This is a genomic window from Janibacter cremeus, assembly GCF_029395675.1.
Classification (GTDB): Bacteria; Actinomycetota; Actinomycetes; order Actinomycetales; family Dermatophilaceae; genus Janibacter; species Janibacter cremeus_A.
This window is the reverse complement of the sequence record NZ_CP115184.1, coordinates 3,426,474-3,449,930: the sequence shown is the minus strand read 5'-3', so window position 1 is coordinate 3,449,930 and position 23,457 is coordinate 3,426,474. Positions and strand designations below refer to the sequence as shown.

At 70.5% G+C, this 23,457-nt stretch carries 21 protein-coding genes and 1 tRNA gene; 10 read left to right on the top strand and 12 right to left on the bottom strand.

What is annotated here, in order from left to right:
- Positions 1-15: 15 nt before the first annotated feature.
- Positions 16-789 (top strand): hypothetical protein, encoded by a 774-nt coding sequence (locus O9K63_RS16545; RefSeq protein WP_277239677.1) that lies wholly within the window; start codon positions 16-18, stop codon positions 787-789.
- A 36-nt stretch (positions 790-825) separates the two neighbouring features.
- Here the strand turns inward: O9K63_RS16545 and O9K63_RS16540 are convergent, their stop codons facing one another.
- The 3 genes from O9K63_RS16540 to O9K63_RS16530 all read right to left on the bottom strand — a co-directional run bounded on the left by O9K63_RS16540 (position 826) and on the right by O9K63_RS16530 (position 3,492).
- Complete coding sequence (locus O9K63_RS16540; protein WP_346771032.1) at positions 826-1,536, bottom strand: DUF4389 domain-containing protein; 711 nt, start codon at positions 1,534-1,536, stop codon at positions 826-828.
- Positions 1,537-1,693: 157 nt separating this feature from the next.
- Positions 1,694-2,350 carry a response regulator gene (locus tag O9K63_RS16535; RefSeq protein ID WP_277239675.1) on the bottom strand — a complete coding sequence of 219 codons (657 nt, stop codon included), beginning with the start codon at positions 2,348-2,350 and terminating at the stop codon, positions 1,694-1,696.
- Entirely contained in the window at positions 2,347-3,492 is a 1,146-nt protein-coding gene (locus O9K63_RS16530; RefSeq protein ID WP_277239673.1) for a sensor histidine kinase, read from the bottom strand. Before O9K63_RS16530 ends, O9K63_RS16535 begins: the two co-directional genes overlap by 4 nt.
- Positions 3,493-3,665: 173 nt before the next feature.
- Here O9K63_RS16530 and O9K63_RS16525 point away from each other — a divergent pair, with 173 nt between their 5' ends.
- Positions 3,666-5,084 carry a DUF4389 domain-containing protein gene (locus tag O9K63_RS16525; RefSeq protein ID WP_277239671.1) on the top strand — a complete coding sequence of 473 codons (1,419 nt, stop codon included), beginning with the start codon at positions 3,666-3,668 and terminating at the stop codon, positions 5,082-5,084.
- 12 nt (positions 5,085-5,096) lie between these two features.
- Here the strand turns inward: O9K63_RS16525 and O9K63_RS16520 are convergent, their stop codons facing one another.
- Together O9K63_RS16520 and O9K63_RS16515 are read right to left on the bottom strand one after the other, a co-directional pair.
- Entirely contained in the window at positions 5,097-6,107 is a 1,011-nt protein-coding gene (locus O9K63_RS16520) for an NAD(P)-dependent alcohol dehydrogenase (RefSeq protein ID WP_277239669.1), read from the bottom strand.
- Between the two features lie 64 nt (positions 6,108-6,171).
- Positions 6,172-6,879, bottom strand: coding sequence for a Crp/Fnr family transcriptional regulator (locus tag O9K63_RS16515; protein ID WP_277239667.1), 708 nt, complete (start codon positions 6,877-6,879; stop codon positions 6,172-6,174).
- A gap of 133 nt (positions 6,880-7,012) precedes the next feature.
- Here O9K63_RS16515 and O9K63_RS16510 point away from each other — a divergent pair, with 133 nt between their 5' ends.
- The gene (locus O9K63_RS16510; protein WP_277239665.1) at positions 7,013-7,555 is read left to right on the top strand and encodes a carboxymuconolactone decarboxylase family protein; all 543 of its coding nucleotides are present in this window, start codon (positions 7,013-7,015) and stop codon (positions 7,553-7,555) included.
- A gap of 77 nt (positions 7,556-7,632) precedes the next feature.
- On the opposite strand, the gene O9K63_RS16505 is transcribed toward O9K63_RS16510, so the two are convergent.
- The 3 genes from O9K63_RS16505 to O9K63_RS16495 form a co-directional block, all read right to left on the bottom strand.
- Positions 7,633-8,364 (bottom strand): haloacid dehalogenase type II, encoded by a 732-nt coding sequence (locus tag O9K63_RS16505; RefSeq protein WP_277239662.1) that lies wholly within the window; start codon positions 8,362-8,364, stop codon positions 7,633-7,635.
- Between the two features lie 109 nt (positions 8,365-8,473).
- Positions 8,474-8,550, bottom strand: a tRNA-Met gene (locus tag O9K63_RS16500).
- A 44-nt stretch (positions 8,551-8,594) separates the two neighbouring features.
- Positions 8,595-11,582 carry a UPF0182 family membrane protein gene (locus O9K63_RS16495; protein ID WP_277239660.1) on the bottom strand — a complete coding sequence of 996 codons (2,988 nt, stop codon included), beginning with the start codon at positions 11,580-11,582 and terminating at the stop codon, positions 8,595-8,597.
- 45 nt (positions 11,583-11,627) lie between these two features.
- Here O9K63_RS16495 and O9K63_RS16490 point away from each other — a divergent pair, with 45 nt between their 5' ends.
- On the top strand, positions 11,628-12,179 hold the full coding sequence (locus tag O9K63_RS16490; RefSeq protein ID WP_277239659.1) for a PPA1309 family protein: 552 nt from the start codon (positions 11,628-11,630) through the stop codon (positions 12,177-12,179).
- A 187-nt stretch (positions 12,180-12,366) separates the two neighbouring features.
- On the opposite strand, the gene O9K63_RS16485 is transcribed toward O9K63_RS16490, so the two are convergent.
- Entirely contained in the window at positions 12,367-13,452 is a 1,086-nt protein-coding gene (locus O9K63_RS16485; protein WP_277239658.1) for a YlbL family protein, read from the bottom strand.
- 88 nt (positions 13,453-13,540) lie between these two features.
- On the opposite strand from O9K63_RS16485, the gene O9K63_RS16480 reads away from it, so the two are divergent.
- The 5 genes from O9K63_RS16480 to O9K63_RS16460 all read left to right on the top strand — a co-directional run bounded on the left by O9K63_RS16480 (position 13,541) and on the right by O9K63_RS16460 (position 19,255).
- Complete coding sequence (locus tag O9K63_RS16480) at positions 13,541-14,983, top strand: zinc-dependent metalloprotease (protein WP_277239656.1); 1,443 nt, start codon at positions 13,541-13,543, stop codon at positions 14,981-14,983.
- Positions 14,980-15,531, top strand: coding sequence for an NUDIX hydrolase (locus tag O9K63_RS16475; RefSeq protein ID WP_277239655.1), 552 nt, complete (start codon positions 14,980-14,982; stop codon positions 15,529-15,531). Before O9K63_RS16480 ends, O9K63_RS16475 begins: the two co-directional genes overlap by 4 nt.
- Positions 15,532-15,732: 201 nt before the next feature.
- Positions 15,733-16,626 carry a hypothetical protein gene (locus O9K63_RS16470; protein ID WP_277239653.1) on the top strand — a complete coding sequence of 298 codons (894 nt, stop codon included), beginning with the start codon at positions 15,733-15,735 and terminating at the stop codon, positions 16,624-16,626.
- Complete coding sequence (locus O9K63_RS16465; RefSeq protein WP_277239651.1) at positions 16,623-17,933, top strand: ABC1 kinase family protein; 1,311 nt, start codon at positions 16,623-16,625, stop codon at positions 17,931-17,933. The genes O9K63_RS16470 and O9K63_RS16465 overlap by 4 nt, the downstream gene beginning before the upstream one ends.
- 128 nt (positions 17,934-18,061) lie before the next feature.
- Positions 18,062-19,255, top strand: a complete 1,194-nt coding sequence (locus O9K63_RS16460; protein ID WP_277237754.1) for an integrase core domain-containing protein — start codon at positions 18,062-18,064, stop codon at positions 19,253-19,255.
- Positions 19,256-19,344: 89 nt separating this feature from the next.
- On the opposite strand, the gene O9K63_RS16455 is transcribed toward O9K63_RS16460, so the two are convergent.
- From O9K63_RS16455 to O9K63_RS16445, 3 genes are all read right to left on the bottom strand, one after another.
- Positions 19,345-19,926, bottom strand: coding sequence for an HhH-GPD-type base excision DNA repair protein (locus tag O9K63_RS16455; RefSeq protein WP_277239649.1), 582 nt, complete (start codon positions 19,924-19,926; stop codon positions 19,345-19,347).
- A gap of 112 nt (positions 19,927-20,038) precedes the next feature.
- Positions 20,039-21,232, bottom strand: coding sequence for an integrase core domain-containing protein (locus O9K63_RS16450; protein ID WP_277237866.1), 1,194 nt, complete (start codon positions 21,230-21,232; stop codon positions 20,039-20,041).
- 137 nt (positions 21,233-21,369) lie between these two features.
- The gene (locus tag O9K63_RS16445) at positions 21,370-22,056 is read right to left on the bottom strand and encodes a GntR family transcriptional regulator (protein ID WP_277239647.1); all 687 of its coding nucleotides are present in this window, start codon (positions 22,054-22,056) and stop codon (positions 21,370-21,372) included.
- Between the two features lie 156 nt (positions 22,057-22,212).
- Between O9K63_RS16445 and O9K63_RS16440 the strand changes: the two genes are divergently transcribed.
- The gene (locus O9K63_RS16440) at positions 22,213-23,457 is read left to right on the top strand and encodes an NRAMP family divalent metal transporter (RefSeq protein ID WP_277239645.1); all 1,245 of its coding nucleotides are present in this window, start codon (positions 22,213-22,215) and stop codon (positions 23,455-23,457) included.

Sequence of the window (23,457 nt, the reverse complement as noted above, 5' to 3'; positions counted from 1 at the left end):
CGAAGGAGTAGCGACGTGAGAACCCAGAAGGCAGAGCGCACCGCGCTGGAGGACCGGCAGGTCCTGGACCGGGTGTCCACGACGCGACTGGTCGGCGGCCTCGCGGTTGCCTACGCCGCGTCAGTGATCCTTCAGAACGCGATGTTCGACGGTTCTGCAGCCCAGCTCCTCGGCCTTGGCGACGGCACTGCCGCGCCCGCCTACGGCGATCCTCTTGGTGAGGTCCTCGCCTACCACGCCGCGAACCGGGGGGCCGTGTCCGTCGCCGCGGGTCTGGAGGCCCTGAACATGCCCCTGCTCCTGCTGTTCGTCACTGGACTGCAGGGGCTGGTGCAGCGCCGCGGCGCCGCAGGGGCGGACTGGTCGCGGCTCACGGTGGCAGCCGGAGCGACGTTCTCTGCGATATTCGCTCTCGTCATAGCCACGCACATCGCGGTCGTGCTCGCCGCGGAGGGCCTGGCCGAGCCAACCCCCGTCTTCGAGCTGGTCTGGCAGCTCCACGCCGCGCTCTTCGCGCTCGCGCTGCCCGCGCTCGGGGCGACCTTCATCGGTGCGTCGCTGGCCACCCACGCCAGCGGGTTGACACGGCCGTGGCAGCGGCTGCTCGGCGTGGCGGGCGGCAGCGTGCTCATTCTCGCTGGCGCCGGAAACCTCGCCATCGCGGATGGCTCGCCACTGGTGTTCGCCGGGGTTGCGGGCTTGGCCGCGTGGCTCGTCTGGCTCGGTGTCACCGGCCTACGGCTCATCCGTGGAAGGGCTGACGTCGCTCCACACCACGAACACCGGTGAGGAGTGGGCGGTGCTCGCCTCGAAGTGGATCCCCTCCTACTGCTGCTGGCTCGGGGGCGGCACGGCCAACCTCGCCCCACGGGGGTCGTCACCGCCCTGATCCAAGCGGAATGGCGGGTACTGGTCGGTCATGAGGCCCGCGTACGCGGCGACCCGCAGAACCCACCGGTTCATGCCGAGCACGAGGTCGTAGATCGACTGGGGATACCGGCCGGTGAACAGGAGCACCACCGCCGCGAAGAGCACCAACAGACCGATGAGTCCGCTGCCCCAGTTCCAGTAACTCTGGTCGCTTGTCGTCGCCTCATTGACGAGATACACCCCGCCACCGGCGAAGAAGGCGATGACGAGGTAGTGCGGGATTGCCAACAGCCACCACTTCACCAGCACCAGACCACGTTTGAGATGCTCCGGATAGTCCACCTCGAGGTGGGCCGGGTAGTCCGGCACCTCCGCCAGCGTGAAGGGCGGATACCGATCGGTGCCCAGCGCACCGTAGGCGTAATAGCTCACTCGCCAGCTCCAGCGCATCACTCCGACATTGAAGTCGAAGATCGGGCGCGGATAGCGGCCGGTGAACAGGATCGCGAAAAAGGCTGCCACGCTGCACGCCACGAAGGCGATCCAGAGAAAGACCAGGACCACGTAGTGCGGTAAGACGAGCACCCACTTGACCAGCCACAACCAGCGGTTCAGTCCTGGATCGAGGTGCGCGTCCACACGCACCGGATAGGTCGACAGGCTCATGATGTTCGCCTCCAAGCCAGGATGGCGAACGCGATCGTCGCGCAGGTCGTCCTCCCTCGACTCTCCTCCCGACCAGTGGCAAGGTCAATGGCGCCGCCGGACTCAACGGGGGCGTTCGCCTCCTCCGGCCTTCGTCCCGGGCGGAGCTGGCCGGCCGCTACTCCCGGACCCGGCCGGTCTCGTACCCCCACATCGCGACCTCCACCCGGTTCCGGGCGCCGAGCTTGGCCATGAGGCTGCCGATGTGGGTCTTCACGGTGCTGAGGCTGATGTGCAGCTCGGCAGCGATCTCTGCGTTGGTACGGCCCCGCGCGATGGTGAGCAGCACCTGCTCCTCGCGCTCGGTGAGCGCGTCGAGGGGCTGGGCGGGGGGCGCTGCCCGACCCGTGCCCGCGAAGGTCGACAGCAGCCGGCGGGTGATGCTGGGCGAGATGAGTGAGTCACCTCGGGTGGCCGCCCGGATCGCCTCGCCGAGCAGCTCGGGTCCGGCGTCCTTGAGCAGGAAGCCGGTGGCGCCGGCCAGGAGCGCACCGTGCACGTACTCATCGAGGTCGAAGGTGGTGATCACGACGACTGCGACCGGGTCCTCGACGCCCGGTCCGGCCAGCAGGCGGGTCGCCTCGACCCCGTCGAGGACGGGCATCCGGATGTCCATCAGGCACACGTCGGGGCGCAGCTCGCGAGCCAGCCGCACCACCTCGTGCCCGTTGCGCGCCTCCCCCACGACCTCGATGCCGTCCAGGGTGCCGAGGATCAGCCGCAGTCCGGTTCGCACGAGATCCTGGTCGTCGGCAACCAGCACCCGGATGCTCACGCCGGCACCTGCCGCGGCAGTGTCGCGCTGACGGCCCAACCGCGACCGGGGCAGGGACCTGCCCGGCACGCGCCACCCAGGAGCAGTGCACGTTCCACCATCCCGGTGAGCCCGAACCCCACTTCGTGGGCGGGGTCTGCCGGGGCCGGATCACCGTCGTCGCGGACGACGAGGCTGACCGTCGACTGGTCACCGGCGACGTGCACGTCCACCAGGGTGGCGTTGCGGGCATGCCGCAGTGCGTTGGTGACCGCCTCCTGGGCGATCCGGAACACGGCGGCGTCGATCGCCGCAGGGAGGGCGGCAAGGTCACCGGAGACCGTGACCTCCACCCGCGGCCCGGCAGGCGAGGCCCCGGACAGCTGCTCGAGGTCGGCCACACCGGGTTGCGGGGCGTAGTCGACGGGTGCCTCGCTGCGCAGCACACGGACCATCGCCCGCATCTCCGCAAGCGTGCGCGTTGCCTCCATCTCGATCACCTCCAGTGCCTTCAGCGGCGACGACGGGCTGGTGGCCGCGAGGGCGCGCCCTGCCTGTGCCTGGACGGCGATGGCAGAGACGTGGTGGGCCACCGTGTCGTGCAGCTCGCGCGCCAACAGGACCCGCTCCTGCGACTTCACCTGCTCGGTCCTTCGCTCCCTGGCGCCGTGCTGGGAACGCACGGCCCAGCCCAGGGCGAAGGCGGACATCAGCACAGCGACCCCGCCGATCGCGTCGGCCACCCCGGCCCAGTCGACGACGATCGCGCGGGTCGCCGCGACCAGGATGATCGCCAGGCCCGCCACCGCCTCACGCCCGGAGCCCCACCGGAAGAGGGAGTAGGGGAACACCAGGAGGTAGACCATGGTGTACATCTCGAGGGCTGGCGCGTCTGCCGCCATCAGCCCGATGTCAACCACGAGGGTCGCGCCGAAGGCGGCCGCGACCACCGCGAACGGGTGGGTACGCCGCCACAGCACCAAGGGCGCCAGGACGAGGGTCAGCGCCACCGACAGCGCCGGCAGTGGCAGGTCCTCCCGCAGGAGCGCCTCGCACACCGCGGAGACGGTCACGACCGCGAGCAGCACCCAGTCCCGCCACACCCGAACCGGTGGGGCCGGGGGCCTGGGTTCCTCCAGCAGCGACCGCAGTGGAGTGCTCACCCCCTCAGCGTACGGATGGAACGCCGCCCAGGGACCGGCCGAAAGTCTGACCTGCCCCCGGCCGAAGGCACGAGCGGCTCGGAGCCTCACGGCCGATGTCTGACGACCACGAGAGCCGTCACGGTGGAGTCCTGGTCCTGCGCACCCGGTGCAGAACGGCACAGGAGGCTCCCATGGGCACCTACACCCCACATCCAGACCGCACCAGTTCACGCAGGAGCCGCCCGGTCCCCCTCGTCATCGGCATCCTGGTCGCGCTCGCGGGCTTCCCGCTACTGCTCGGCGGCCTCGGCCTCGGCTGGGCGATGGCCACCCAGCGCGCCGACGACGGGTTCTTCAGCACCCCGCCCGAGCAGCTCACCACCGAGACGGTGGCCCTCTCCAGCGAGGTCGTGGACTTCGGCGACCCCGACCCCGACGACGGGTGGGCCGACCGTGACCTCGCCACCGTGCGGCTGAGCGCTCGGTCCGCGGACGCCTCGGCCGTCTTCATCGGGATCGCACCGAGCACCGACGTCGCGGACTATCTGGACGGTGCGTCGTACGACGAGGTCAGCGACCTGCGCACCGACCCGTTCGACTACTCGCTGACCCGCCGTGGCACCGGCGGCGACCTGAGCGAGGCCCCCACGGACCAGGGCTTCTGGACCGCGCAGAGCAGCGGCCCCGACACCCAGACGCTGACCTGGGACGTCGAGCCCGGCACCTACACCGCCGTGGTGATGAACGTCGACGGCTCCCCGGGAGTCACAGTCGACCTGTCCGCGGGCGGACGCCTCGATTGGCTCGCACCCCTGGCGTGGGGTCTCGGCCTGCTCGGCGGCGCCCTGGTCCTCGGCGGCGCACTGCTCGTCGTGTACGGCGCCTCGGCGCCGGGACCGCGGGACGCCCGCCGGTCCGCGCTCGGTCAACCTCCCTTGGCCGTCCGGTCCGACACCCCCGTGGCCCTGGTCGGCGCGAAGGACCCGCAGCTGAACCGTGTGCTCTGGCTCGTCAAGTGGTTCCTGGCGATCCCGCACTTCGTCGTGCTCGCGCTCCTGTGGCTGGTCTTCCTGGTGCTCACCGTGGTGGCGTTCCTCGCCATCCTCGTCACCGGTCGCTACCCGCGCGGCCTCTTCGACCTCAACGTCGGCATCCTGCGGTGGAGCTGGCGGGTGCAGTTCTACGCGACGGCTGCGATCGGCACCGACCGCTACCCGCCGTTCACCCTCGGCCACACCGACTACCCGGCCGACCTCGACGTCGCCTACCCCGAGCGGCTCTCGCGCGGTCTGGTGCTGGTCAAGTCGTGGCTGCTGGCCCTGCCGCACCTGATCGTGCTGTCCGTGCTCGCGGGCACGTGGCAGTTCGGTGACGCGGACGGCTTTCACGTCGCCGTCGGCGGCCTGGTCGGCGCGCTGACGTTGGCGGCCGGGCTGCTGCTGCTCTTCACCGGCCGCTACCCGGCCCCGTTGTTCGACCTGCTGGTCGGCCTGAACCGGTGGGTCTACCGGGTGATCGCGTACGTCGCCCTGATGACCGACACCTACCCGCCGTTCCGGCTGGACCAGGGCCCGGCGGAGAGTCCCGCGGTCGTCGGTGACGTGGACTGACCGGTGGGTGTCTCAGTCGATGCGGACAATGACCCGTCCCAGCGCCTGGCCGGACATGAGGTGGCGCATCGCCTCTCGCACCTGCTCCAAGGGATACGTCGAGTCGACCACTGTGCGCAGCTGTCCCGATTCCATGAGTTCCGCCAGCATGGCCAGCAGCTGCCGCTTCTCTGGTGATGCAAAGGACCCGCCGCGCAGCTGAGGGGACACGGCCGAGCGCGCCATGAGTCCCAGCATGCGCGGGATGCTGCCGAGCCAGTGGTGCCCGGTCGCGCCAAATGCATCGTGCCCTATCAGGACGTATTTCCCCTGCGGTCGCAGTGCACGGCGTATGGCACCGAAGGAGTGGTTGCCGGGCACGTCGAAGATGAGGTCCCACTGCTCACCGGTGCGGGTGAAGTCCTCCACGGTGTAGTCGATGACTTGGTCTGCGCCCAGGGACTGCACCAGTGCCAGCTTGCTCGCGTGGTCGACACCGGTGACCTGCGCGCCGTAGGCCTTGGCGAGTTGCACGGCGATCGAGCCGACGCCTCCTGCGGCACCATTGACCAGGACTCGCGCACCGGAGGGCACTCGGTGTGGCGGCAGGTTCTTCAAAGCGATGAGCCCCGCGGTCGGCACTGCCGCTGCCTCCTCGAAGCTGACGCGGGGAGGCTTGGGAGCCAGTCCGTCCTCAGGGGCGGTGGCGTACTCGGCGAATGCACCGCCGTTGCTCCACTGGATGCCGCGGATGGTCTCCCCGAAAACCTCGTCACCCGGCGTGAACCTGGTGACCGCGCTGCCGACGGACTCCACCACCCCCGCGACGTCGGTCCCGGGCACTCGTTCGCGCGGGCCCCTGACCCCGGAGCCCATGAGGCGCAGCACCACCGGCCGGCCGGCCATGACGTGCCACACATCCGGATGCACGGACGCTGCCCGGACCCGGACCAACACCTCGTCCTCGGCCGGCACCGGCGGGGGGACCTCGCCGAGGCTGAGGTGATCGATGGATCCGTAGCCGTCCTGGACGATCGCTCTCATGGTCGGACGCTAGTGGACGGGCGTGCGCGCAGACGACGAACAGCCGGAGCCACCGAGGCCTCATTCACGCGGTCCCCGTATCCGAGGGTGCCGTGTGCTTGGCCAGGGCGAGAGCGTCGAGGACCCGCACCCTGCCGTAGCTGACCTCCACCATGCCGTCCCGCGCGAAGCGCTTGAGGACGCGATTGATCGAGGGCCGGCGCACGCCGAGCAACGCCGCCACCGTCGTCTGGGTCAGCACGACGACGTCGTCGACGCGCTCCTCGAGGAGCAGCTGGGCGACCTGGACGTCCAGCGGTTGCCCGAGCAGGTTGGTCAAGCGGGAGTGGGAGCGGGCCAGGCGTTCCGACACGCTCGTCAGCCACCGTCGTGACAGCTGGGGGTGGGTGGCGAGGAGCCGCTCGAACGCCTCCCGTTCCAGCATCAGGCAGGTGGTGTCGGTCTGGGCCCGTGTCTCGTACGGCATCGCCTTGCCGAGCAGCATCTGGATGTCGCCGTCGATGTCGCCGGGGCGCAGGATCTGGATGACGATGCGTCGCCCGGCGCTGCGGACCGCCAGCTCCAGGCAGCCGTCACGGACGATGTAGACGTCCGTGGGCTCGTCCCCGGCTCGCACCAGCGGTTCGCCGGCCGCCAGGCTGCGGACGTGGAGGAAGCTCGCCAGGCCCTCGACGTCCTCCGGCCGCAGCGGGGTCGTCTCGGCGTGTCCCACGCACCGCGAGATCCACAGCGCCTCGCGGAACTCGGCGGACGGATGCTCACGGTTGCGCATCGGTGGCCCTTCCTGGATCCGTGTCCCTGTTCGGAGCCAAGAGTGTCTCCCCGGTGACATTCGAGGACGCTCCCCCACGCGGGGGCCGTTGTGGGCGGTGACAGGAAGAAACCGCTACGCACAGGAGGCTCCCATGCCCCGCATCCCCGTCCACACGCTCGAGACCGCCCCGGAGGACAGCCGGGACGCACTGAAGGCCCTGGATGTGAAGTTCGGCAAGGTCCTGAACATCCACGGCGAGATGGCGCACTCCCCGGTCGCGCTCCAGTCGTACGTCGCCCTGCAAGAGGTCATCGCCGACCACGGATCGTTCGACGGACGCACCCGCGAGGCCATTGCACTCGCGGTCGGCAATGTCGACGACTGCTCCTACTGCCAGGCCGCGCACACCGGCGGGGGCAGGGCTGCCGGACTCTCCGACGACGAGATGGTGGCGATCCGCGCAGGTGCCGTGGACTTCGACCCGACGCTCGCTGCGCTGCTGGAGCTGGCGCGCGAGTACACCGCGGACGTGGGCTCGGTCCGCGATGCGACCTGGCAGACGGCGCTCGACTCCGGGTGGAGCGATGAGCAGCTCACCGAGCTGTCCGTGCACGTCACGCTGAACCTGTTCACGAACTACTTCAACCACTTCGTGCAGACGGACCTCGACCTCCCGGCCGCACCCGCGCTCTGATCGCGAGCCGCCGAGCCGAGGTCGCGAGTCCTCGGTTCGGCGGCCCGGTGCCCCGTCGCTCCTCCCCGGAGCGCATGTCACGTGAGCTGCTCGGCCAGCTCGGTCAGCGACCGTGCATGCAGGTCCGGGGAGCGGAAGTACCCGGGGTAGACGCCGCCCTCGCGGTTGATCCAGGCAGTGGCGAGTCCTGCTCGCGCGGCGCCGTCGATGTCCCAGGGGTGCACGGCGACCAGCATGGCGTCCATCGGGTCGACGTCGCACCGCTCGAGGGCGTAGGCGTACGCGCCCCTGTCCGGCTTCCAGACGCCCGCCTGCTCGACGGACAGGAGGGCATCGAAGTGGGTGCGGATCCCGGCCCGGTCGAACAGTGCCTCGGCGACGGACGCGGACCCGTTGCTCAGCGTCACCAGTCGGATCCCGAGATCCGTCAAGGTCCGGACACCGGCCGGGACGTCCGCGTGGACCGGGAGCTCGGTGAACCCGGCCATGACGTGCTCAACCGCCTCCTCCGTGCCGCGGTTGAGCGGTAACCCGTGCAGATGGCCGCGCAGGGACTCCGCCGCGATCTGGGCGAAGGGCTCGCTGGCACCGACAGCGGTCAGTGCGAAGCCGTCGCGGAGCACTCCCGCGAACCAGGCCTTCGCCAGGTGGGCCGGTGCACCGACGTCCTCGAACTGCTGACCCATCGACGACATGTCCGAGAGCGTCTCGTTGACGTCGAAGACCAGGAGGGCCGGCCGTCGGGGGCCGTCCGGACTCACGGGGTGGTCCGCACTCCGGGGAACAGGGTCGGCGCGGTGGGTCGTCATGGACTTCACCGTAGACCCGGCCTCGTCGCTCCGCTCGCCCCGCGGCACGGGGGCGCGGCCCCGCACATGCTTCAGGCCCGGGATTCGCACTGAATCCCGGGCCTGAACCTGGTAGCGGGGGCAGGATTTGAACCTGCGACCTCCGGGTTATGAGCCCGGCGAGCTACCGAACTGCTCCACCCCGCGTCGTTGCAGTTGCAACTCTACGTGACCGCACGGGGAGGACCAAATCAGTTGCCCTCCAGCTCTGCCGAGCCCCCTTCGGGCTGTGCGGCAGCGGCCTGCTCGAGGTAGCGCTTGAGCTCCTTCTGCGCCTGGTCGTAGGCGGCGAAGTCGCCGTTGCGCAGCGCCTCCTGGCCGTCCGCGTAGGCCTGCTCCATGCCGGCGATGGCCTCGCGCAGGGCCTCGGGGTCGCTCGCCGCGGGCGCTGCCGGCTCGTCACCGCCACCGTCACCCCCTTCGTCCCCGGACCCGGGCTCGCCCTCAGCCGGCGTGGAGTCGCCGCCCTCGACACCGGCATCGCCCTCGAAGAGCTGGTCCAGCGCCGAGTCGAGCGTCGGGCCCCAGGCGACCTTGCCGCCGAAGGTCGCCACCACGATCCGCAGCTGCGGGTAGGACGTCCCCGAGGACGAGGAGAGGTAGATCGGCTCGACGTGCAGGAAGCCCTCCCCGACCGGCAGCGCCAGCTGGTTGCCGAAGTGCACCTGCGAGCCGCCGCGGTTGGCGTTGTTGAGGTAGTCCTGCAGGGTCTGGCTGCCGTCGCCGGAGGTGGCGTTGGAGGAGACGATGTCGTTCTGCACCTGGCCGACACCCGGCACGGTGGTGTTGCGTGGCACCGAGAGCAGACGCAGCTTCCCGTAGCCCTGGGCCGGGTCGCCGTCGGTCGCACCGGCATCGGCGTCGACGGCCAGGTACCCGGCCATGACGTTGCGCGGACCGCGCGGGATGTAGGTCGAGGTCAGCTTCCACGAGGGCCGGTTCTGCTCGGGCATCGCCAGCGACAGGTAGTACGGCGGCTGGGCCACGCCCTCGTCACCGCGCGAGGGGTCGTCCGGCACGCGCCAGCGGTCCTGCCCGGCGCGGAAGTCGCTCGCGGAGGTGATGTGGTAGTCGGCGAGGACGGCCCGCTGCATGAGGAAGAGGTCCTCCGGGTAGCGCAGGTGCGTCATGAGCTCACCGCTGATGTCGTCGCGGTCCTGCATCAGGTCGGGGAAGGCCTTGTCCCAGGCCTCGACGATCGGGTCGTCCTTGTCCCACTTGTACAGGTCGACGCTGCCGTCGAAGGCGTCGACGGTGGCCTTGACCGAGTTGCGCATGTAGTTGACCCGATCGCCGACCAGCGCGCTCGCCTGCTGCGTCTCCCGGGAGGAGACCTGACCGGTCTGCACGCCGGACATCGAGAAGGCGGTGCTGTACGGGTACTGCCGCGAGGTCGTGTAGGCATCCACGATCCACTTGATGCGCCCGTCGACGATCGCCGGGTAGACGTCGTCGTCGAGGGTGAGCCACGGCGCCACCCGCTCCACACGCTCCCTGGGGGTGCGGTGCTCCATCAGCCGGGAGTTGGGCCCGACCGCGTCGGAGAGCATGAACTTCAGGTCGCGGTGGGTCAGCGCGTACGCCGCCTGACGAAGGGGGGACCCGATGTCCACTCCCCCGTCACCCTGGTAGGTGTAGCGCGAGTCCTCACCACCGGTGGGGCGGTCGACCTCGCGCGGCTCCTGGTTGTCGCTGCGGCCGACGATCGAGAAGTGGTCCATCTGCTCGCCGAAGTAGATGCGCGGCTCGTACTCGCCGATCGCCGACGCCGGGTTGATCCACTCGGGGTTGCCGGCCTGCACCTGCGTGCCGCGGGCCATGACGAGGCCGTAGCCGTGCGTGTAGACGGTGTGGTCGTTGACCCAGTCGCGCCGGTCGGCGGGGACGTTGTCGAGCTCGAGCTCGCGCGCCCCGACGACGACGTCGGTGGTCTCCCCGTCGATCTCGTAGCGGTCGACGTCCAGCTCGTCCTGGAAGGTGTAGTACTGCTGCTGTGCCTGCAGCTCCTGATAGGTCTGACTGACGACCGCGGGGTCCAGCAGTCGGATGCCGGGGATGGACTGCGCGTCCTGGCGCAGCTGCCCGGAGGTGACGTCCGAGACGGCGTCGTAGGTCGTCTCCTCGGTCTCGGCGACACCGTGCGCCTCCCGCGTGGCGTTGATGTTGCGCTGCAGGTAGGGCTCCTCGAGCGTGTTGCGCGAGGGCGAGACCTGGTAGGTCTCCACCAGGGCCGGGTAGATCGCCCCGACGACGATCGAGAGGACGACGAGGGTGCCGACCGCGATCATCGGCAGCCGCCAAGAGCGGGAGCGGACCGAGGCGAGGAAGAGCACGGCGCACAGCACCGCCGCGACCGCGAGGATGTACTTGGTGGGGATGATCGCGTGGTCCGCGGTGTACCCGACGCCGGTGAGCACCTCGCCCTCGCGAGTGGTCAGGGCGTGCGCGTCGAGCAGGTAGCTCCAGGCCCGCAGCACCGCGAGCACCGCGGCGATGACGGCCAGGTGGAGGAAGGCGGCCCGCGTGGAGCGACCGCGTCCGGGCGGGACGATGCCGCCGTAGATGTAGTGCGCGAAGACCGCGCTGAGCAGGCTCGCGAGCATCGCGACGGTGAGGAAGCCGACGAGGAAGCTCCACCACGGCAGCCCGAAGAGGTAGTAACCGATGTCCCGCCCGAACTGCGGGTCGGTGACGCCGGTCGCCTCGCCGTTGCGCCACAGCAGCCAGACCTGCCACTGCCCCGCGGCCGTGAGACCGCCGAGCAGGCCGAGCACGGTGGGCAACGCCCACGCGGTCACCCTGCGGAAGGGCTCGATGGCCTGGCGGTACTGCGCGAGGGCCTGCTCCCCGGCGGACATCGGCACGGTCAGCGGACGCGTGCGGTGGGCGAGCCACAGGCTCAGGCCGACGGGTAGGCCGGTGACCAGGCCCCCGATGATGAAGAGGAGGGCCTGGGTGCTCAGCCGCGACCACCACTCCTCGGAGAAGCCGAGTGCGCTGAACCACAGCGACTCGGTCCACAACCCCGCGACGATGCTGATGATCACGAGCAGCACGGCGATCGCGATGGCCGCCTTCGCCACCCTGCCCGGGCCACGCCTCGGTGGGGTCCCGTCGTGGTCACGGGGCGGCACCGCGCCCCCCTTGTCACCGCCGTGCGGCCAACTCGCGCTGCTCATGGTGCGCCTACCGTACCCAGAGGACCTGACAGGACGTAGGGCAGCATGGTCCCCGTGCCCGACTCGTCATCTGACAACATCCCCACGACCGAACCCCTGACCGTCGCCGCGCTCGAGACCGAGCGCCATGTCGCGATCTCCGGATGGGACCAGAACCCCCGGGTCTTCGCGCTCGTCGACACCGCCACCCTCGTCGAGGCCGAGCCGCAGCTCGCCCTCGACGGTGCGGCCGACCGCGCGCCCGGGGCCCTCACGGCCATCGAGCAGGAGGACCTGCCGCGGACCTCCTCGCTGGAGTCGCTGCTCGGCCGGATGGCCTGGCCGGAGACCGTGCACGGCGCGGCGCTGGCCGTCGAGCGCGTCGTCATCCCCCCGGGTGCCGAGCGCGACCTGCCGGAGGACCCGGACGAGGCCGTGGACGCCCTCGCTGACCACCCGCAGCGCCAGGACGTGCGCCTGCTCGTGGCCGTCCACCGCGACGGTCGGGCCGTGTGCCTGCTGCGTCAGCGCGCCCACGACCGGGACGACCGGGTCGCCACCGGTGAGGACATCGCCCCTGGCCTCGTCCACGCGCTGCGGGCGACCTTCGAGGACTGAGCAGTACGGACAGGAGTGGACGAAGGGGTGCGGTCGGCCGACTCAGGCCACAGTCCGCACTGAGTGCGTTCGGTGCGGGATCCCCTGCGGGGGTGCGGACTGTGCGCCAAGGCCTGCCGTACCCCCTTCGTCCGCGACGGGCGGACTTCGCGCCAAAGAGCGGCGCCCTTCGTCTGCGAGCGGGGAACTACGCCGCGTCCTCGCACGTCGGCAGGTCCGCGGTCTCCCCCTTCGCGATGCCCTCGACCGCGGTGACCGCGTCGTCGTAGGTGTCCACGGCCACCACGCCCAGGCCGTCGGGGACGTTGCCGACGACGGCGGAGCAGTTGTCCTCCGGCGCGAGGAACCACCGCGCGTCGGCCTGCCGGGCGCCGACCATCTTCTGCCGGATGCCGCCGATCGGCCCGATCTGGCCGGAGTCGGCGATCGTGCCGGTGCCGGCGACGGACTTCCCGCCCGTCATGGCGCCCGGGGTCAGCCGGTCGCGCACGGCGAGCGCGAACATCATCCCCGCGCTCGGTCCGCCGACGTGGCCGGCGTCGATCCGCACCTCGTAGGGGTAGTCGTACTTCGGCTCGAGGACGACACCGACGCCGGCGCGGTCGTTGCCGATGTCGGCCGTCTCGAGCGTGACGGTCCTCGTCCTGCCGTCGCGCCGGACCTCGAGGGTGACCTCCTCGCCGACCTCGCGGTCGGCGATCGCGTTGACGAGCTCCTCGAGGCTCCCGGGGCGCTCGCCGTCGACGGAGACGATGACGTCCTCGAGACGCAGGGCGCCGGCGGCGGGCATCTTCTTGGCGATCCGTGCGACGACGTTCTCCTGGCCCACCTCCTCGCCGAGGCTGCGCAGGGCGACGGCGATGGAGGTGTGCTGCGAGCCCTCCATGAGGGCGGCGTTGAGCTCCTCGACCTCCTCGGCGCTGCGGTCCTCGCCGAAGACCTTGTCCTCCGGCACGACCCGCGAGTCGGGGTCGAGGTGTCCCTGGACCCACTCCCAGACGCTGATGTGGCGCTCGGGGCCACCGAGGATGCGCACGGTCGTGAAGTAGAGCTCCCCCTCGGTCGGGTAGGTCTTCGCACCGTCCACGCGGACGAGCTGCGTGCCGTCGTCGAGCTCGCCGAGGGTGTCGGTGACCGGTCCGGGACTCTCCACCGCGTAGCTCACCTTGATGAAGCTGCCGAGGAGCGCGACGATGAGGAAGAGCACCGACACGACGAGTATGTAACGGGCGATCCGCTCACTGCGTGGTGGCTGGGCCGGCTCGTCCAGCACATGACCTCCTGGGGGTCGGGGAACCATCCGGCGCCGCTCGTGGTTGGGTCTAAAGGACAGCACATCCTCTCAGGAAGAGAGCACACACGTGAGCAACGACCCCAGCACCCCCTCCGGCGACGACGGGCTGCCTGAGGACCTTGCCCGGATCTTCCGCGACCTCAACGGCGGTCGGGACCTCCCCCCGGAGGTCGTCGACCAGCTCAAGGCCCTCGGCATCACCGATGCCGACCCGGCCCAGGTCGCGGCCATGACCTCGCAGATCAAGGCGATGTTCGCCCCCGGCGCCCAGGCGAAGGGGGTGGACGTCACCGCGGCGACGTCGGCCGCCCGCGAGGTGATCTCCGAGTCGGACCACACCATGGGCGACCGCGAGCTCGTCCTCGTCGAGCAGGCCACCCGCCTCGCGGCGCTGTGGCTGGACCAGGTGACCTCCCTCGAGGCGCCCGCGCTCACCGGTGAGGCGTTCTCCCGCGAGGAGTGGGTCGAGGCGACCATGCCGGTGTGGGCCTCGCTCGTCGACCCGATCGCCGACGGTCTCGCCGGCGCGATCCGCGACTCCTTCACCTCGCGGATGAACGACCCGAGCGCCCCCGACCTGCAGTCTCTGGGCCTGCCGCCGGGCATGGACATGTCCATGCTCAGCCAGCAGATGGCCCCCTTCGTCGACCGGATGGCCTCCACCCTGATCACCGGGCAGACCGCCCAGGCCGTCGGCGCCCTGGCCTCCGACACCCTCACCGCGACCGAGGCCGGCGTGCCCCTCGTCAGCGACCGGGTGGCGCTGCTGCCGGGCAATGTCGCCGGATTCGCCGAGGGCCTCGACGTCGAGCTCGACGAGGTGTGGCTGCACCTGGCGACGCGCGAGTCGGCCCGGATGCGCCTCTTCACGGCGGTGCCGTGGCTGGGCCCGCAGATCCTGGCGGCCGTGCAGGCCTACGCGCGGGGCATCGCCATCGACACCGACGCGATCGACGCCGCGGTGCGCGAGATCGACCCGACCGACCCGGGCGCCATCCAGGAGGCGCTGACCGGCGGTTTCCTCAACCCGGCGCCCTCCCCCGCGCAGCGCAGCGCCCTGGCCCAGCTCGAGACGTGGCTGGCCCTGATCGAGGGCTGGGTCGAGCACGTGTCGGTGCAGGCGACGAGGAACCAGCTGCCGGCCACCTCCGCGATGACCGAGACGATCCGGCGGCGCCGGGCCACGGGTGGTCCGGCGGAGAAGACCTTCGCCGGCCTGGTCGGGCTGGAGCTGCGGCCGCGCCGCCTGCGTGATGCGGCCAGCCTCTTCGCCGCGCTCGAGGAGCGCGTCGGGGCCGAGGGCCGCGACGCCGTGTGGGCGCACCCGGACGTCGCGCCGAGCGCCGACGACCTGGACGACGTGCTCGGCTTCGTCGAGCGCGCCGCCGCCGGGGAGTCCTCCGGGAGCGAGGACCTCGACGCCGCGCTCGAGTCGATCCTCAGCGAGGCGGACGCGGACCGGGACACCGACGCACCCGAGGACGGCACCGACCCCGGAGAGGACCGATGAGCCACGCGGCGCTCGCCGACGACCTGCGCGGACTGCTGACGACCTGGCCGTCACCGACGGCCGAGCAGGAGGCGCTGCGGCTCGAGTACCTGGCCCACCTCGACGCGCACGAGGCAGCCACCGACCGGTCCGGACCGCCGGCGCACTTCACCGCCTCCTGCCTCGTCGTCGACCCGGGCGCCGAGCACGTCCTGCTGACCCTGCACCCCAAGGTCGGCCGCTGGCTGCAGTTCGGCGGGCACCTGGAGGAGCACGACACCTCCGTCGCCGCCGGTGCCCTGCGCGAGGCCCTCGAGGAGTCGGGCCTGACTGCGGCGACGCTGCAGCTGCGGCCGGGCCCGGCCCAGCTGGACCGGCACGCGCTCGGCTCGGGCTTCACCCGGTGCACCGAGCACCTCGACCTGCGCTGGATCGCCATCGCCGCGGAGGGGGCCGAGCCGGTCGCCTCCGAGGAGTCCGAGGACCTCGCGTGGTGGCCCGTCGACGCGCTGCCGGACGACATGGACGACTCGCTCCGCTCGCTCGTGGAGCTCGCCAGCCGGGTCTGAGCGCTCAGCGGTCCCGCAGAAACGAACTACTGCAGGCAGCACCTCGTATCGTCGGCAGTAGCTCGAACTACTGCACACGAAACGTACTGCTGCCTGCAGTAGTTCGTATGTGGCGCGGGGCCTGTGGACAACCGGTCGGGCCTCCTCGCGAACTGCGCCACAGTGGTCGTCCACCGATCCCGGCCACCGAGCGAGACGACGATGCACCTTCCCGGCCCCGGCACCACGCCGCACCTGCGACCACTGCGCCGACCGGACGGCAGCGTGCAGATCGGGCTGGGTGCCCGCTCGGTCCGGCTGCAGGGCCTTTCCGACGCCGAGTGCCGCTGGCTCACCGGCGTCGACCCCTCCCGCACGCTCACCGAGGCCGTCACCACGGCGGCCCTCGAGGGCCTCGACCCGGGCCGCGCCACGAGTGTCCTCGACCAGCTCGTCGCCGGCGGCCTCCTGCACCCGGACGCCGGCGGCGAGGAGGCGCGAGTCGCCGTCGTCGGGTCCGGGGCGCTGCCGGCGCTGCTCGTCGACGGCCTGCGCCAGAGCGAGCGCGTGGACACCACACGGGTGCGTCCGGGCGGTGAGGGCGGTGCCACCGACCTGGCCGTGGTCGTCAGCACAACGCCACCGGCCGCCGAGTCGGTGCACCCCTGGCTGGTGGCGCGGGTCCCGGTGCTGCCGCTGTGGTGCCAGCACGAGCAGGCGAGCATCGGCCCCCTTCTCCTGCCCGGGCAGGGGCCCTGCCTGCACTGCCTCGACCTCACCCGGGCCGAGGTCGACCCGGCCTGGCCGTGGCTGAGCGCCCAGCTGGACCGCCCCGGCATCACCGGGCCCGCTCCCGTCGACGGCGTCCCCGCGCTGCGCCTTCTCGCGGCCGGGCTGACGACCACGCTCGTGCTCGACCACGTCGGCGGGCGCCTGGCGACACCCGAGTGGTCCTTCGAGATCGCCACCCCCGGGCCCACCCTCGAGCGGCACCTGTGGCCGGTCCACCCGGGGTGCAGCCGGTGCACCACCGCACCGCTGCGGGTGGTCCCGACACCCGGGGACGAAGGGGGGTCCAGCCCGGACACAGGGAGGGACGACACAATGGCCGGGTGAGTGAGATCCCCCGAGGAGCCGCCGGTCGCGCCGCGCGGCTCGCATCCCTGCCGCTCGGCCATGCCGGGCGCAGTGCCCGAGGGCTGGGCAGACGCCTCAGCGGGACCCCCGCCGAGGTGGTCAACGAGGACATCCAGCGACGCACCGCCGAGCAGCTCTTCGCCGTGCTCGGCTCCCTCAAGGGCGGCGCGATGAAGGTCGGTCAGGCCCTCTCCGTCCTCGAGGCCGCACTGCCCGAGGAGTACGTCGAGCCCTACCGCGAGATGCTCGTGCGGCTGCAGGACGCGGCGCCGCCGATGTCCACCGCGGAGGTCCACTCCGTCCTCACCCGCGACCTCGGTCCCGACTGGCGCGAGGACCTGGAGCTCGAGGACGGTCCCGTCGCGGCCGCCTCGATCGGCCAGGTGCACCGCGGAGTCACCTCCGACGGCCGGGTCGTCGCGGTGAAGGTCCAGTACCCCGGCGCCGACCGGGCCTTGCGCAGCGACCTGCAGCAGATCGCCCGGCTGGCACGCGTGGCCACGACGTGGATGCCCGCGATGGACATCAAGCCGGTGACCGACGAGCTGCTCGCCGCCGCGGACGAGGAGCTCGACTACGGGCTCGAGGCCGCCAACCAGCGCGCCTTCGCACAGGCCTACCGCGACGATCCCGACGTCGCCGTCCCCGACGTGGTCCGGCAGAGCCGACACGTCCTGATCAGCGAGTGGCTCGAGGGCGCGCCACTGAGCCAGATCATCCGCGAGGCCGACCAGGACGTGCGCGACCGGGTCGGCCAGCTCTACCTGGACTTCCTGCTCTCCGGACCGGAGCGTGTGGGCCTGCTCCACTCCGACCCGCACCCGGGCAACTTCCGCCTCACCCCCGACGGACGGCTCGGCGTCATCGACTACGGGGCCGTCACCCGGCTGTCCGAGGGGTTCCCGCCGCTCATCGGCACCCTCGTGCGCAAGGCCCTGGCGGGCGACGCCGAGGCGGTCATCGAGGGACTGCGCGCCGAGGGCTTCATCCGTCCGGGGATCGAGGTCGACGCACAGGACGTGCTCGCCTACCTGCTGCCCCTCATCGAGCCGCTGAGCACGCCGACGCACTCCTTCACCCGCGAGTGGCTGCGCTCCGCGACCAAGGGCCTCACCGACCTGCGGACACCGGAGTTCTCCACCGGGTTGCGGCTGAACATGCCCCGGGAGTACGCGATGATCCACCGGGTCTTCGTCGGCTCCACCGGCGTGCTCGCCCAGCTCGGCGCGACCATCGCGGCCCGCGGCTCGATGCAGCGCTACCTGCCGGGCTTCGCCGAGGAGTGAGGGTCCCGTCGGGTCGATGTATCCCGGCGCGCTGGGACGCTTGTGATTTGAAGGGACATGCCTGACAGGTATGTGAAGAGACATCGCTGACAACCGGGGGCTCGGTAGCGGCCCGGAAGATGGGCTGCATGAGTCAGCAGGCGGTCTCGGTGGAAGTTCGGTTGGCGGTCGGTGCTCACGCTGTCTTGGAGGATGCCTCGGGGACCTCGGTGAGCGAGCTGTGCAAGCAGCAGGGCATCTCGCGGGATACGTACTACCGGTATCGGCGCCGGATGCGCGAAGAGGGCGTTCAAGGTTTGATCCCGCGCTCGAGGCGGCCGAACAACTCGCCCAGGGCCACGGACGCTGACACGGTCGCGGCGGTGCTCGACAAGCACGACGAGCTGGTTGCAGAGGGCTGGGACGGCGGGGCCATGTCGGTGCACGATTGGCTCACCCTGGCGGGCGTGGAGGTCCCCTCGGCGCGCACCTGCCACAAGATCCTGACCGACCACGGGCGCACCGAGCCGACACCGTCCAAGCGGCCCAAGTCCAGCTACCGCCGCTTCGAGGCGATGAAACCCAACGGGGTGTGGCAGCTGGACGGGCACGAGGTCAAGCTCACCGAGGGCAAGGGCGTCGTGCTGCGCTTCCAGGACGACCACTCCCGCATGCTGATGGCCTCACGCGCCGCCAGCGCCGAAACGGGCGAGGACACCTGGAAATGCATGGTCGCCGCTATGGACCGCCACGCAAAGCCGGCGTTCATCCAGTGCGACAACAGCACGGCCTTCACCGCCCGGCTGATCAAGGGCGGGGGCTACTCCATCCTGGAGGCTCGCCTGCACCGCATCGGGGTCGGGATGATCAACTCCAGCCCCAAGCACCCGCAGACCAACGGCAAGAAGGAACGCGAGTGGCAGACGCTGGAGCAGTGGCTCAGAGCGCGTGAGCGCGCCACGGACCTACCCGAGCTGCAACGCCTGCTCGATGCCTACGACCTGATCTTCAACACCGAACGCCCGCACCAGGGCATCGCCGGAAGCACGCCCGCGCGGCGCTACGCAGCCACCGACAAGGCCCTTCCAGACCCTGAGCAGCTCAAGGAACGCCAGTTCGTGCGTGAGGTCACTCTGCCCCCGGCCGGGTACTTCGACCTGCCCGGAGCCCGGGTCAGCCTCGGCGTCGCCTGGGCCGGCGCGACCCTGCACTACCTCATCGACCAGGACCACGCCGTCCTCTTCCACGAAGAACGCATCCTGGGACACATCCAACTCGACCCGGACAAGATCACCACGCCCAAAACCGGCCGCACGTACTATCGAGTCGAAGCACGCCCCTGACTGTCAGACATGTCCCTTCACGACTGTCCGACATGTCCCTTCACAGGACACGCGCTGGGACGCTCACTGATACATCGACCCGAGCCAGGTTAGGCCTGCTTCGCCGCCTTGGCCTGCGCCTTCGCGGCCTTCTTGAAGTCCCGGACCTCCTGCAGCGAGCCCTCGTCGGTGACGTCGGCGACCGAGCGGCGCGAGCCGTCCTCGGCGTAGGGGCCGATCGCCTCGCGCCACCCGTCGGGACGCACGCCGAGCTGCTTGCCGAGCAGGGCGGCGAAGATGCGCGCCTTCTGGTCGCCGAAGCCCGGGAGCGCCTTGAGCCGGGTCAGCAGCTCCTTGGTGTCCGCGGCCGTCGTCCAGATCGCGGCGGTGTCCCCGTCGTACTCGTCGCGCACGACCGTGGCGAGCGCCTGGATGCGCCCGGCCATCGAGCGCCCGTAGCGGTGCACGGCCGGCGGGGTGGCGCACAGGTCGGCGAAGGCCTCGGGCTCGGCCGCGGCGATCTGCGCGGGATCGAGCGTGCCGAAGCGTTCCTTGACCTTGGCAGGCCCCTGGAAGGCCCGCTCCATGGGGAACTGCTGGTCGAGGAGCATCCCGACGACCAGGGCGAAGGGGTCGGACGACAGCACCTCGTCGGCGGCCTCGTCCTGGGCGATGCGCAGTTGGGGAGACATACCCCTCAGCCTGCCACGCCCCCTTCGCCCCGGGTCGATGTATTACCGCGCCTCCGAGCACGTGTCCTGTGAAGGGACATGTCGGACAGTCGTGAAGGGACATGTCTGACAGTCAGGGGCGTGCTTCGACTCGATAGTACGTGCGGCCGGTTTTGGGCGTGGTGATCTTGTCCGGGTCGAGTTGGATGTGTCCCAGGATGCGTTCTTCGTGGAAGAGGACGGCGTGGTCCTGGTCGATGAGGTAGTGCAGGGTCGCGCCGGCCCAGGCGACGCCGAGGCTGACCCGGGCTCCGGGCAGGTCGAAGTACCCGGCCGGGGGCAGAGTGACCTCACGCACGAACTGGCGTTCCTTGAGCTGCTCAGGGTCTGGAAGGGCCTTGTCGGTGGCTGCGTAGCGCCGCGCGGGCGTGCTTCCGGCGATGCCCTGGTGCGGGCGTTCGGTGTTGAAGATCAGGTCGTAGGCATCGAGCAGGCGTTGCAGCTCGGGTAGGTCCGTGGCGCGCTCACGCGCTCTGAGCCACTGCTCCAGCGTCTGCCACTCGCGTTCCTTCTTGCCGTTGGTCTGCGGGTGCTTGGGGCTGGAGTTGATCATCCCGACCCCGATGCGGTGCAGGCGAGCCTCCAGGATGGAGTAGCCCCCGCCCTTGATCAGCCGGGCGGTGAAGGCCGTGCTGTTGTCGCACTGGATGAACGCCGGCTTTGCGTGGCGGTCCATAGCGGCGACCATGCATTTCCAGGTGTCCTCGCCCGTTTCGGCGCTGGCGGCGCGTGAGGCCATCAGCATGCGGGAGTGGTCGTCCTGGAAGCGCAGCACGACGCCCTTGCCCTCGGTGAGCTTGACCTCGTGCCCGTCCAGCTGCCACACCCCGTTGGGTTTCATCGCCTCGAAGCGGCGGTAGCTGGACTTGGGCCGCTTGGACGGTGTCGGCTCGGTGCGCCCGTGGTCGGTCAGGATCTTGTGGCAGGTGCGCGCCGAGGGGACCTCCACGCCCGCCAGGGTGAGCCAATCGTGCACCGACATGGCCCCGCCGTCCCAGCCCTCTGCAACCAGCTCGTCGTGCTTGTCGAGCACCGCCGCGACCGTGTCAGCGTCCGTGGCCCTGGGCGAGTTGTTCGGCCGCCTCGAGCGCGGGACCAAACCTTGAACGCCCTCTTCGCGCATCCGGCGCCGATACCGGTAGTACGTATCCCGCGAGATGCCCTGCTGCTTGCACAGCTCGCTCACCGAGGTCCCCGAGGCATCCTCCAAGACAGCGTGAGCACCGACCGCCAACCGAACTTCCACCGAGACCGCCTGCTGACTCATGCAGCCCATCTTCCGGGCCGCTACCGAGCCCCCGGTTGTCAGCGATGTCTCTTCACATACCTGTCAGGCATGTCCCTTCAAATCACACGCCTCCGAGCACGCGCGAATACATCGACCGGGCGAAGGGGGTGGGGGCGTCAGCCGCTCATCGCATCGAGCAGCTGGCGCTCGGCGACGTCGAGGTACTCCAGAAGGGACTCCTCCGCCTCGGCGAAGCGACCCTCCTCGAGCAGGTGGAGCAGGTGCTGGTTCCGCGGCAGGTACGGCTGGTGGAAGGCGTGCGGGTCGGCCATGGCGTGGAAGACCAGGCGCAGCTCGGCCAGCAGCTGCGTCATCGTCTCGTCCATGCGAGCGCTGTCGGTCAGCTGCCCCAGCCGCTGGTGGAAGTGGATGTTGGCCGTCCCCACTCCCGGCCAGTCGGCCTCGCGGGCCGAGCTCACCCCTTCGTCCACGGCCGCGCGCAGCGCACCGAGGTCCACCGGGCCCCTGGCTGCGAGGCGCAGCGCCGCGGGCTCCAGGATCCGTCGGAAGCGGTAGAGCTCGCGCACGTCCGTGGGCGAAGGCGAGCGGACGAAGACCCCGCGGTTGAAGACGTGCTCGAGCAGGCGCTCGTGGCTGAGCAGACGGAAGGCCTCCCGCAGGGTGTTGCGCGAGACCCCCAGGGCCGCGCAGATCCCCTCCTCGGACAGACGGGTCCCCGGCACGAGCTCGCCCTCGATGATCCGGTGCCGCAACGCCTCGGCCACCCGGTTCGCGGTGCTCTCCCGGCCCACGCGGTCGCGGTCCGCGGTCAGGCTCGTCAGCCAGCCGTCGGTGGTGGTCATCAGCTACCCCCTTCGTGGATCGACCCAGCCTAATATGCCCTGCTCTATTGCGGGATTGTTGAACAAAGCGCTACGGTCTTGTGATCGGCGCCACTCGAAGCACCGCCCCCCGGGGCACACCGACATCCCGCGGCGCCCCGACGAGGAGAGGGACCTATGGCAGATCCCAGGCACGAGCCGACACCGACCGCCGCGGAGGACGCGAAGCGCGCGAAGGTCAGGAAGGGCGCACTGCTCGGCGCCATGTTCCTCATGGCCACCAGCGCCGTCGGGCCGGGATTCATCACCCAGACCACGGTCTTCACCGCCCAGCTGGGCGCGGCCTTCGCCTTCGCGATCGTCATCTCGGTCCTCGTCGACATCGCCGTGCAGCTCAACGTCTGGCGCGTCATCGGTGTCTCCGGCATGCGCGCGCAGGACCTGGCCAACAGGGTCGTCCCCGGCTTCGGCTACGTGCTCGCGGGCCTCGTCGTCTTCGGCGGCCTCGTCTTCAACATCGGCAACATAGGCGGCACCGGCCTGGGCGCCAACGCGATGCTCGGCGCCGACGCGAAGATCGGTGGCGCGATCTCGGCGCTCATCGCCATCGCGATCTTCATCAGCAAGCGCGCCGGTGTCGCCATGGACCGCATCGTCGTCGTCCTCGGCCTCCTGCTCATCGCCATGGTCGCCTACGCGGCGGTCGCCACGGAGCCGCCGTACGGCGAGGCCCTGCGGCAGACCGTGCTGCCGGACGAGGTCAGCTTCCTGATCATCACCACCCTCATCGGCGGCACCGTCGGCGGGTACATCACCTACGCCGGCGCCCACCGCATCGTCGACTCCGGCATCACCGGTCCCGAGAGCATCAAGCAGATCACCAACGGCTCCGTGATCGGCATCATCGTCACCGGCGTCGTGCGGTGGCTGCTCTTCCTCGCCATCCTCGGCGTCGTCATCGGCGGCGTGCAGCTCTCCGGCGTCGCGAACCCGCCCGCCACCGCCTTCGAGGCCGCCCTGGGCGAGGTCGGGCTGCGCGTCTTCGGCGTGATCCTGTGGGCCGCGAGCATCACCAGCGTCATCGGCGCCTCGTACACCTCGGTGTCCTTCCTGACGACCTTCCACGAGCGGATCCACCACCACCGCCAGTGGGTCGTCGTCGCGTTCATCATCGTCTCCGGGGCGATCTACGTGTCCCTGGGCCAACCGCCGGCCACCCTGCTGATCCTCGCCGGCGCCCTCAACGGCCTGATCCTCCCGGTCGGATTCGGCATCATCATCTGGATCGCGCTGAGGCGTGCCGACCTGCTGGGTGGGTACACCTACCCCAAGTGGCTGGCCTACCTCGGCCTGGCCATCTGGCTCCTGACCCTCTACCTCGGCTGGCAGTCCCTCGGCGGCATCGCCGAGCTGTGGCAGTAA

Excerpts from the sequence above, each read along its gene's own strand:
- O9K63_RS16540 (WP_346771032.1), bottom strand. The coding sequence starts at position 1,536 with ATGAGCCTGTCGACCTATCCGGTGCGTGTGGACGCGCACCTCGATCCA.
- O9K63_RS16525 (WP_277239671.1), top strand. The coding sequence starts at position 3,666 with ATGGGCACCTACACCCCACATCCAGACCGCACCAGTTCACGCAGGAGC.
- O9K63_RS16520 (WP_277239669.1), bottom strand. The coding sequence starts at position 6,107 with ATGAGAGCGATCGTCCAGGACGGCTACGGATCCATCGATCACCTCAGC.
- O9K63_RS16515 (WP_277239667.1), bottom strand. The coding sequence starts at position 6,879 with ATGCGCAACCGTGAGCATCCGTCCGCCGAGTTCCGCGAGGCGCTGTGG.
- O9K63_RS16510 (WP_277239665.1), top strand. The coding sequence starts at position 7,013 with ATGCCCCGCATCCCCGTCCACACGCTCGAGACCGCCCCGGAGGACAGC.
- O9K63_RS16505 (WP_277239662.1), bottom strand. The coding sequence starts at position 8,364 with ATGACGACCCACCGCGCCGACCCTGTTCCCCGGAGTGCGGACCACCCC.
- O9K63_RS16495 (WP_277239660.1), bottom strand. The coding sequence starts at position 11,582 with ATGAGCAGCGCGAGTTGGCCGCACGGCGGTGACAAGGGGGGCGCGGTG.
- O9K63_RS16490 (WP_277239659.1), top strand. The coding sequence starts at position 11,628 with ATGGTCCCCGTGCCCGACTCGTCATCTGACAACATCCCCACGACCGAA.
- O9K63_RS16475 (WP_277239655.1), top strand. The coding sequence starts at position 14,980 with ATGAGCCACGCGGCGCTCGCCGACGACCTGCGCGGACTGCTGACGACC.
- O9K63_RS16470 (WP_277239653.1), top strand. The coding sequence starts at position 15,733 with ATGCACCTTCCCGGCCCCGGCACCACGCCGCACCTGCGACCACTGCGC.
- O9K63_RS16460 (WP_277237754.1), top strand. The coding sequence starts at position 18,062 with ATGAGTCAGCAGGCGGTCTCGGTGGAAGTTCGGTTGGCGGTCGGTGCT.
- O9K63_RS16455 (WP_277239649.1), bottom strand. The coding sequence starts at position 19,926 with ATGTCTCCCCAACTGCGCATCGCCCAGGACGAGGCCGCCGACGAGGTG.
- O9K63_RS16450 (WP_277237866.1), bottom strand. The coding sequence starts at position 21,232 with ATGAGTCAGCAGGCGGTCTCGGTGGAAGTTCGGTTGGCGGTCGGTGCT.
- O9K63_RS16445 (WP_277239647.1), bottom strand. The coding sequence starts at position 22,056 with ATGACCACCACCGACGGCTGGCTGACGAGCCTGACCGCGGACCGCGAC.
- O9K63_RS16440 (WP_277239645.1), top strand. The coding sequence starts at position 22,213 with ATGGCAGATCCCAGGCACGAGCCGACACCGACCGCCGCGGAGGACGCG.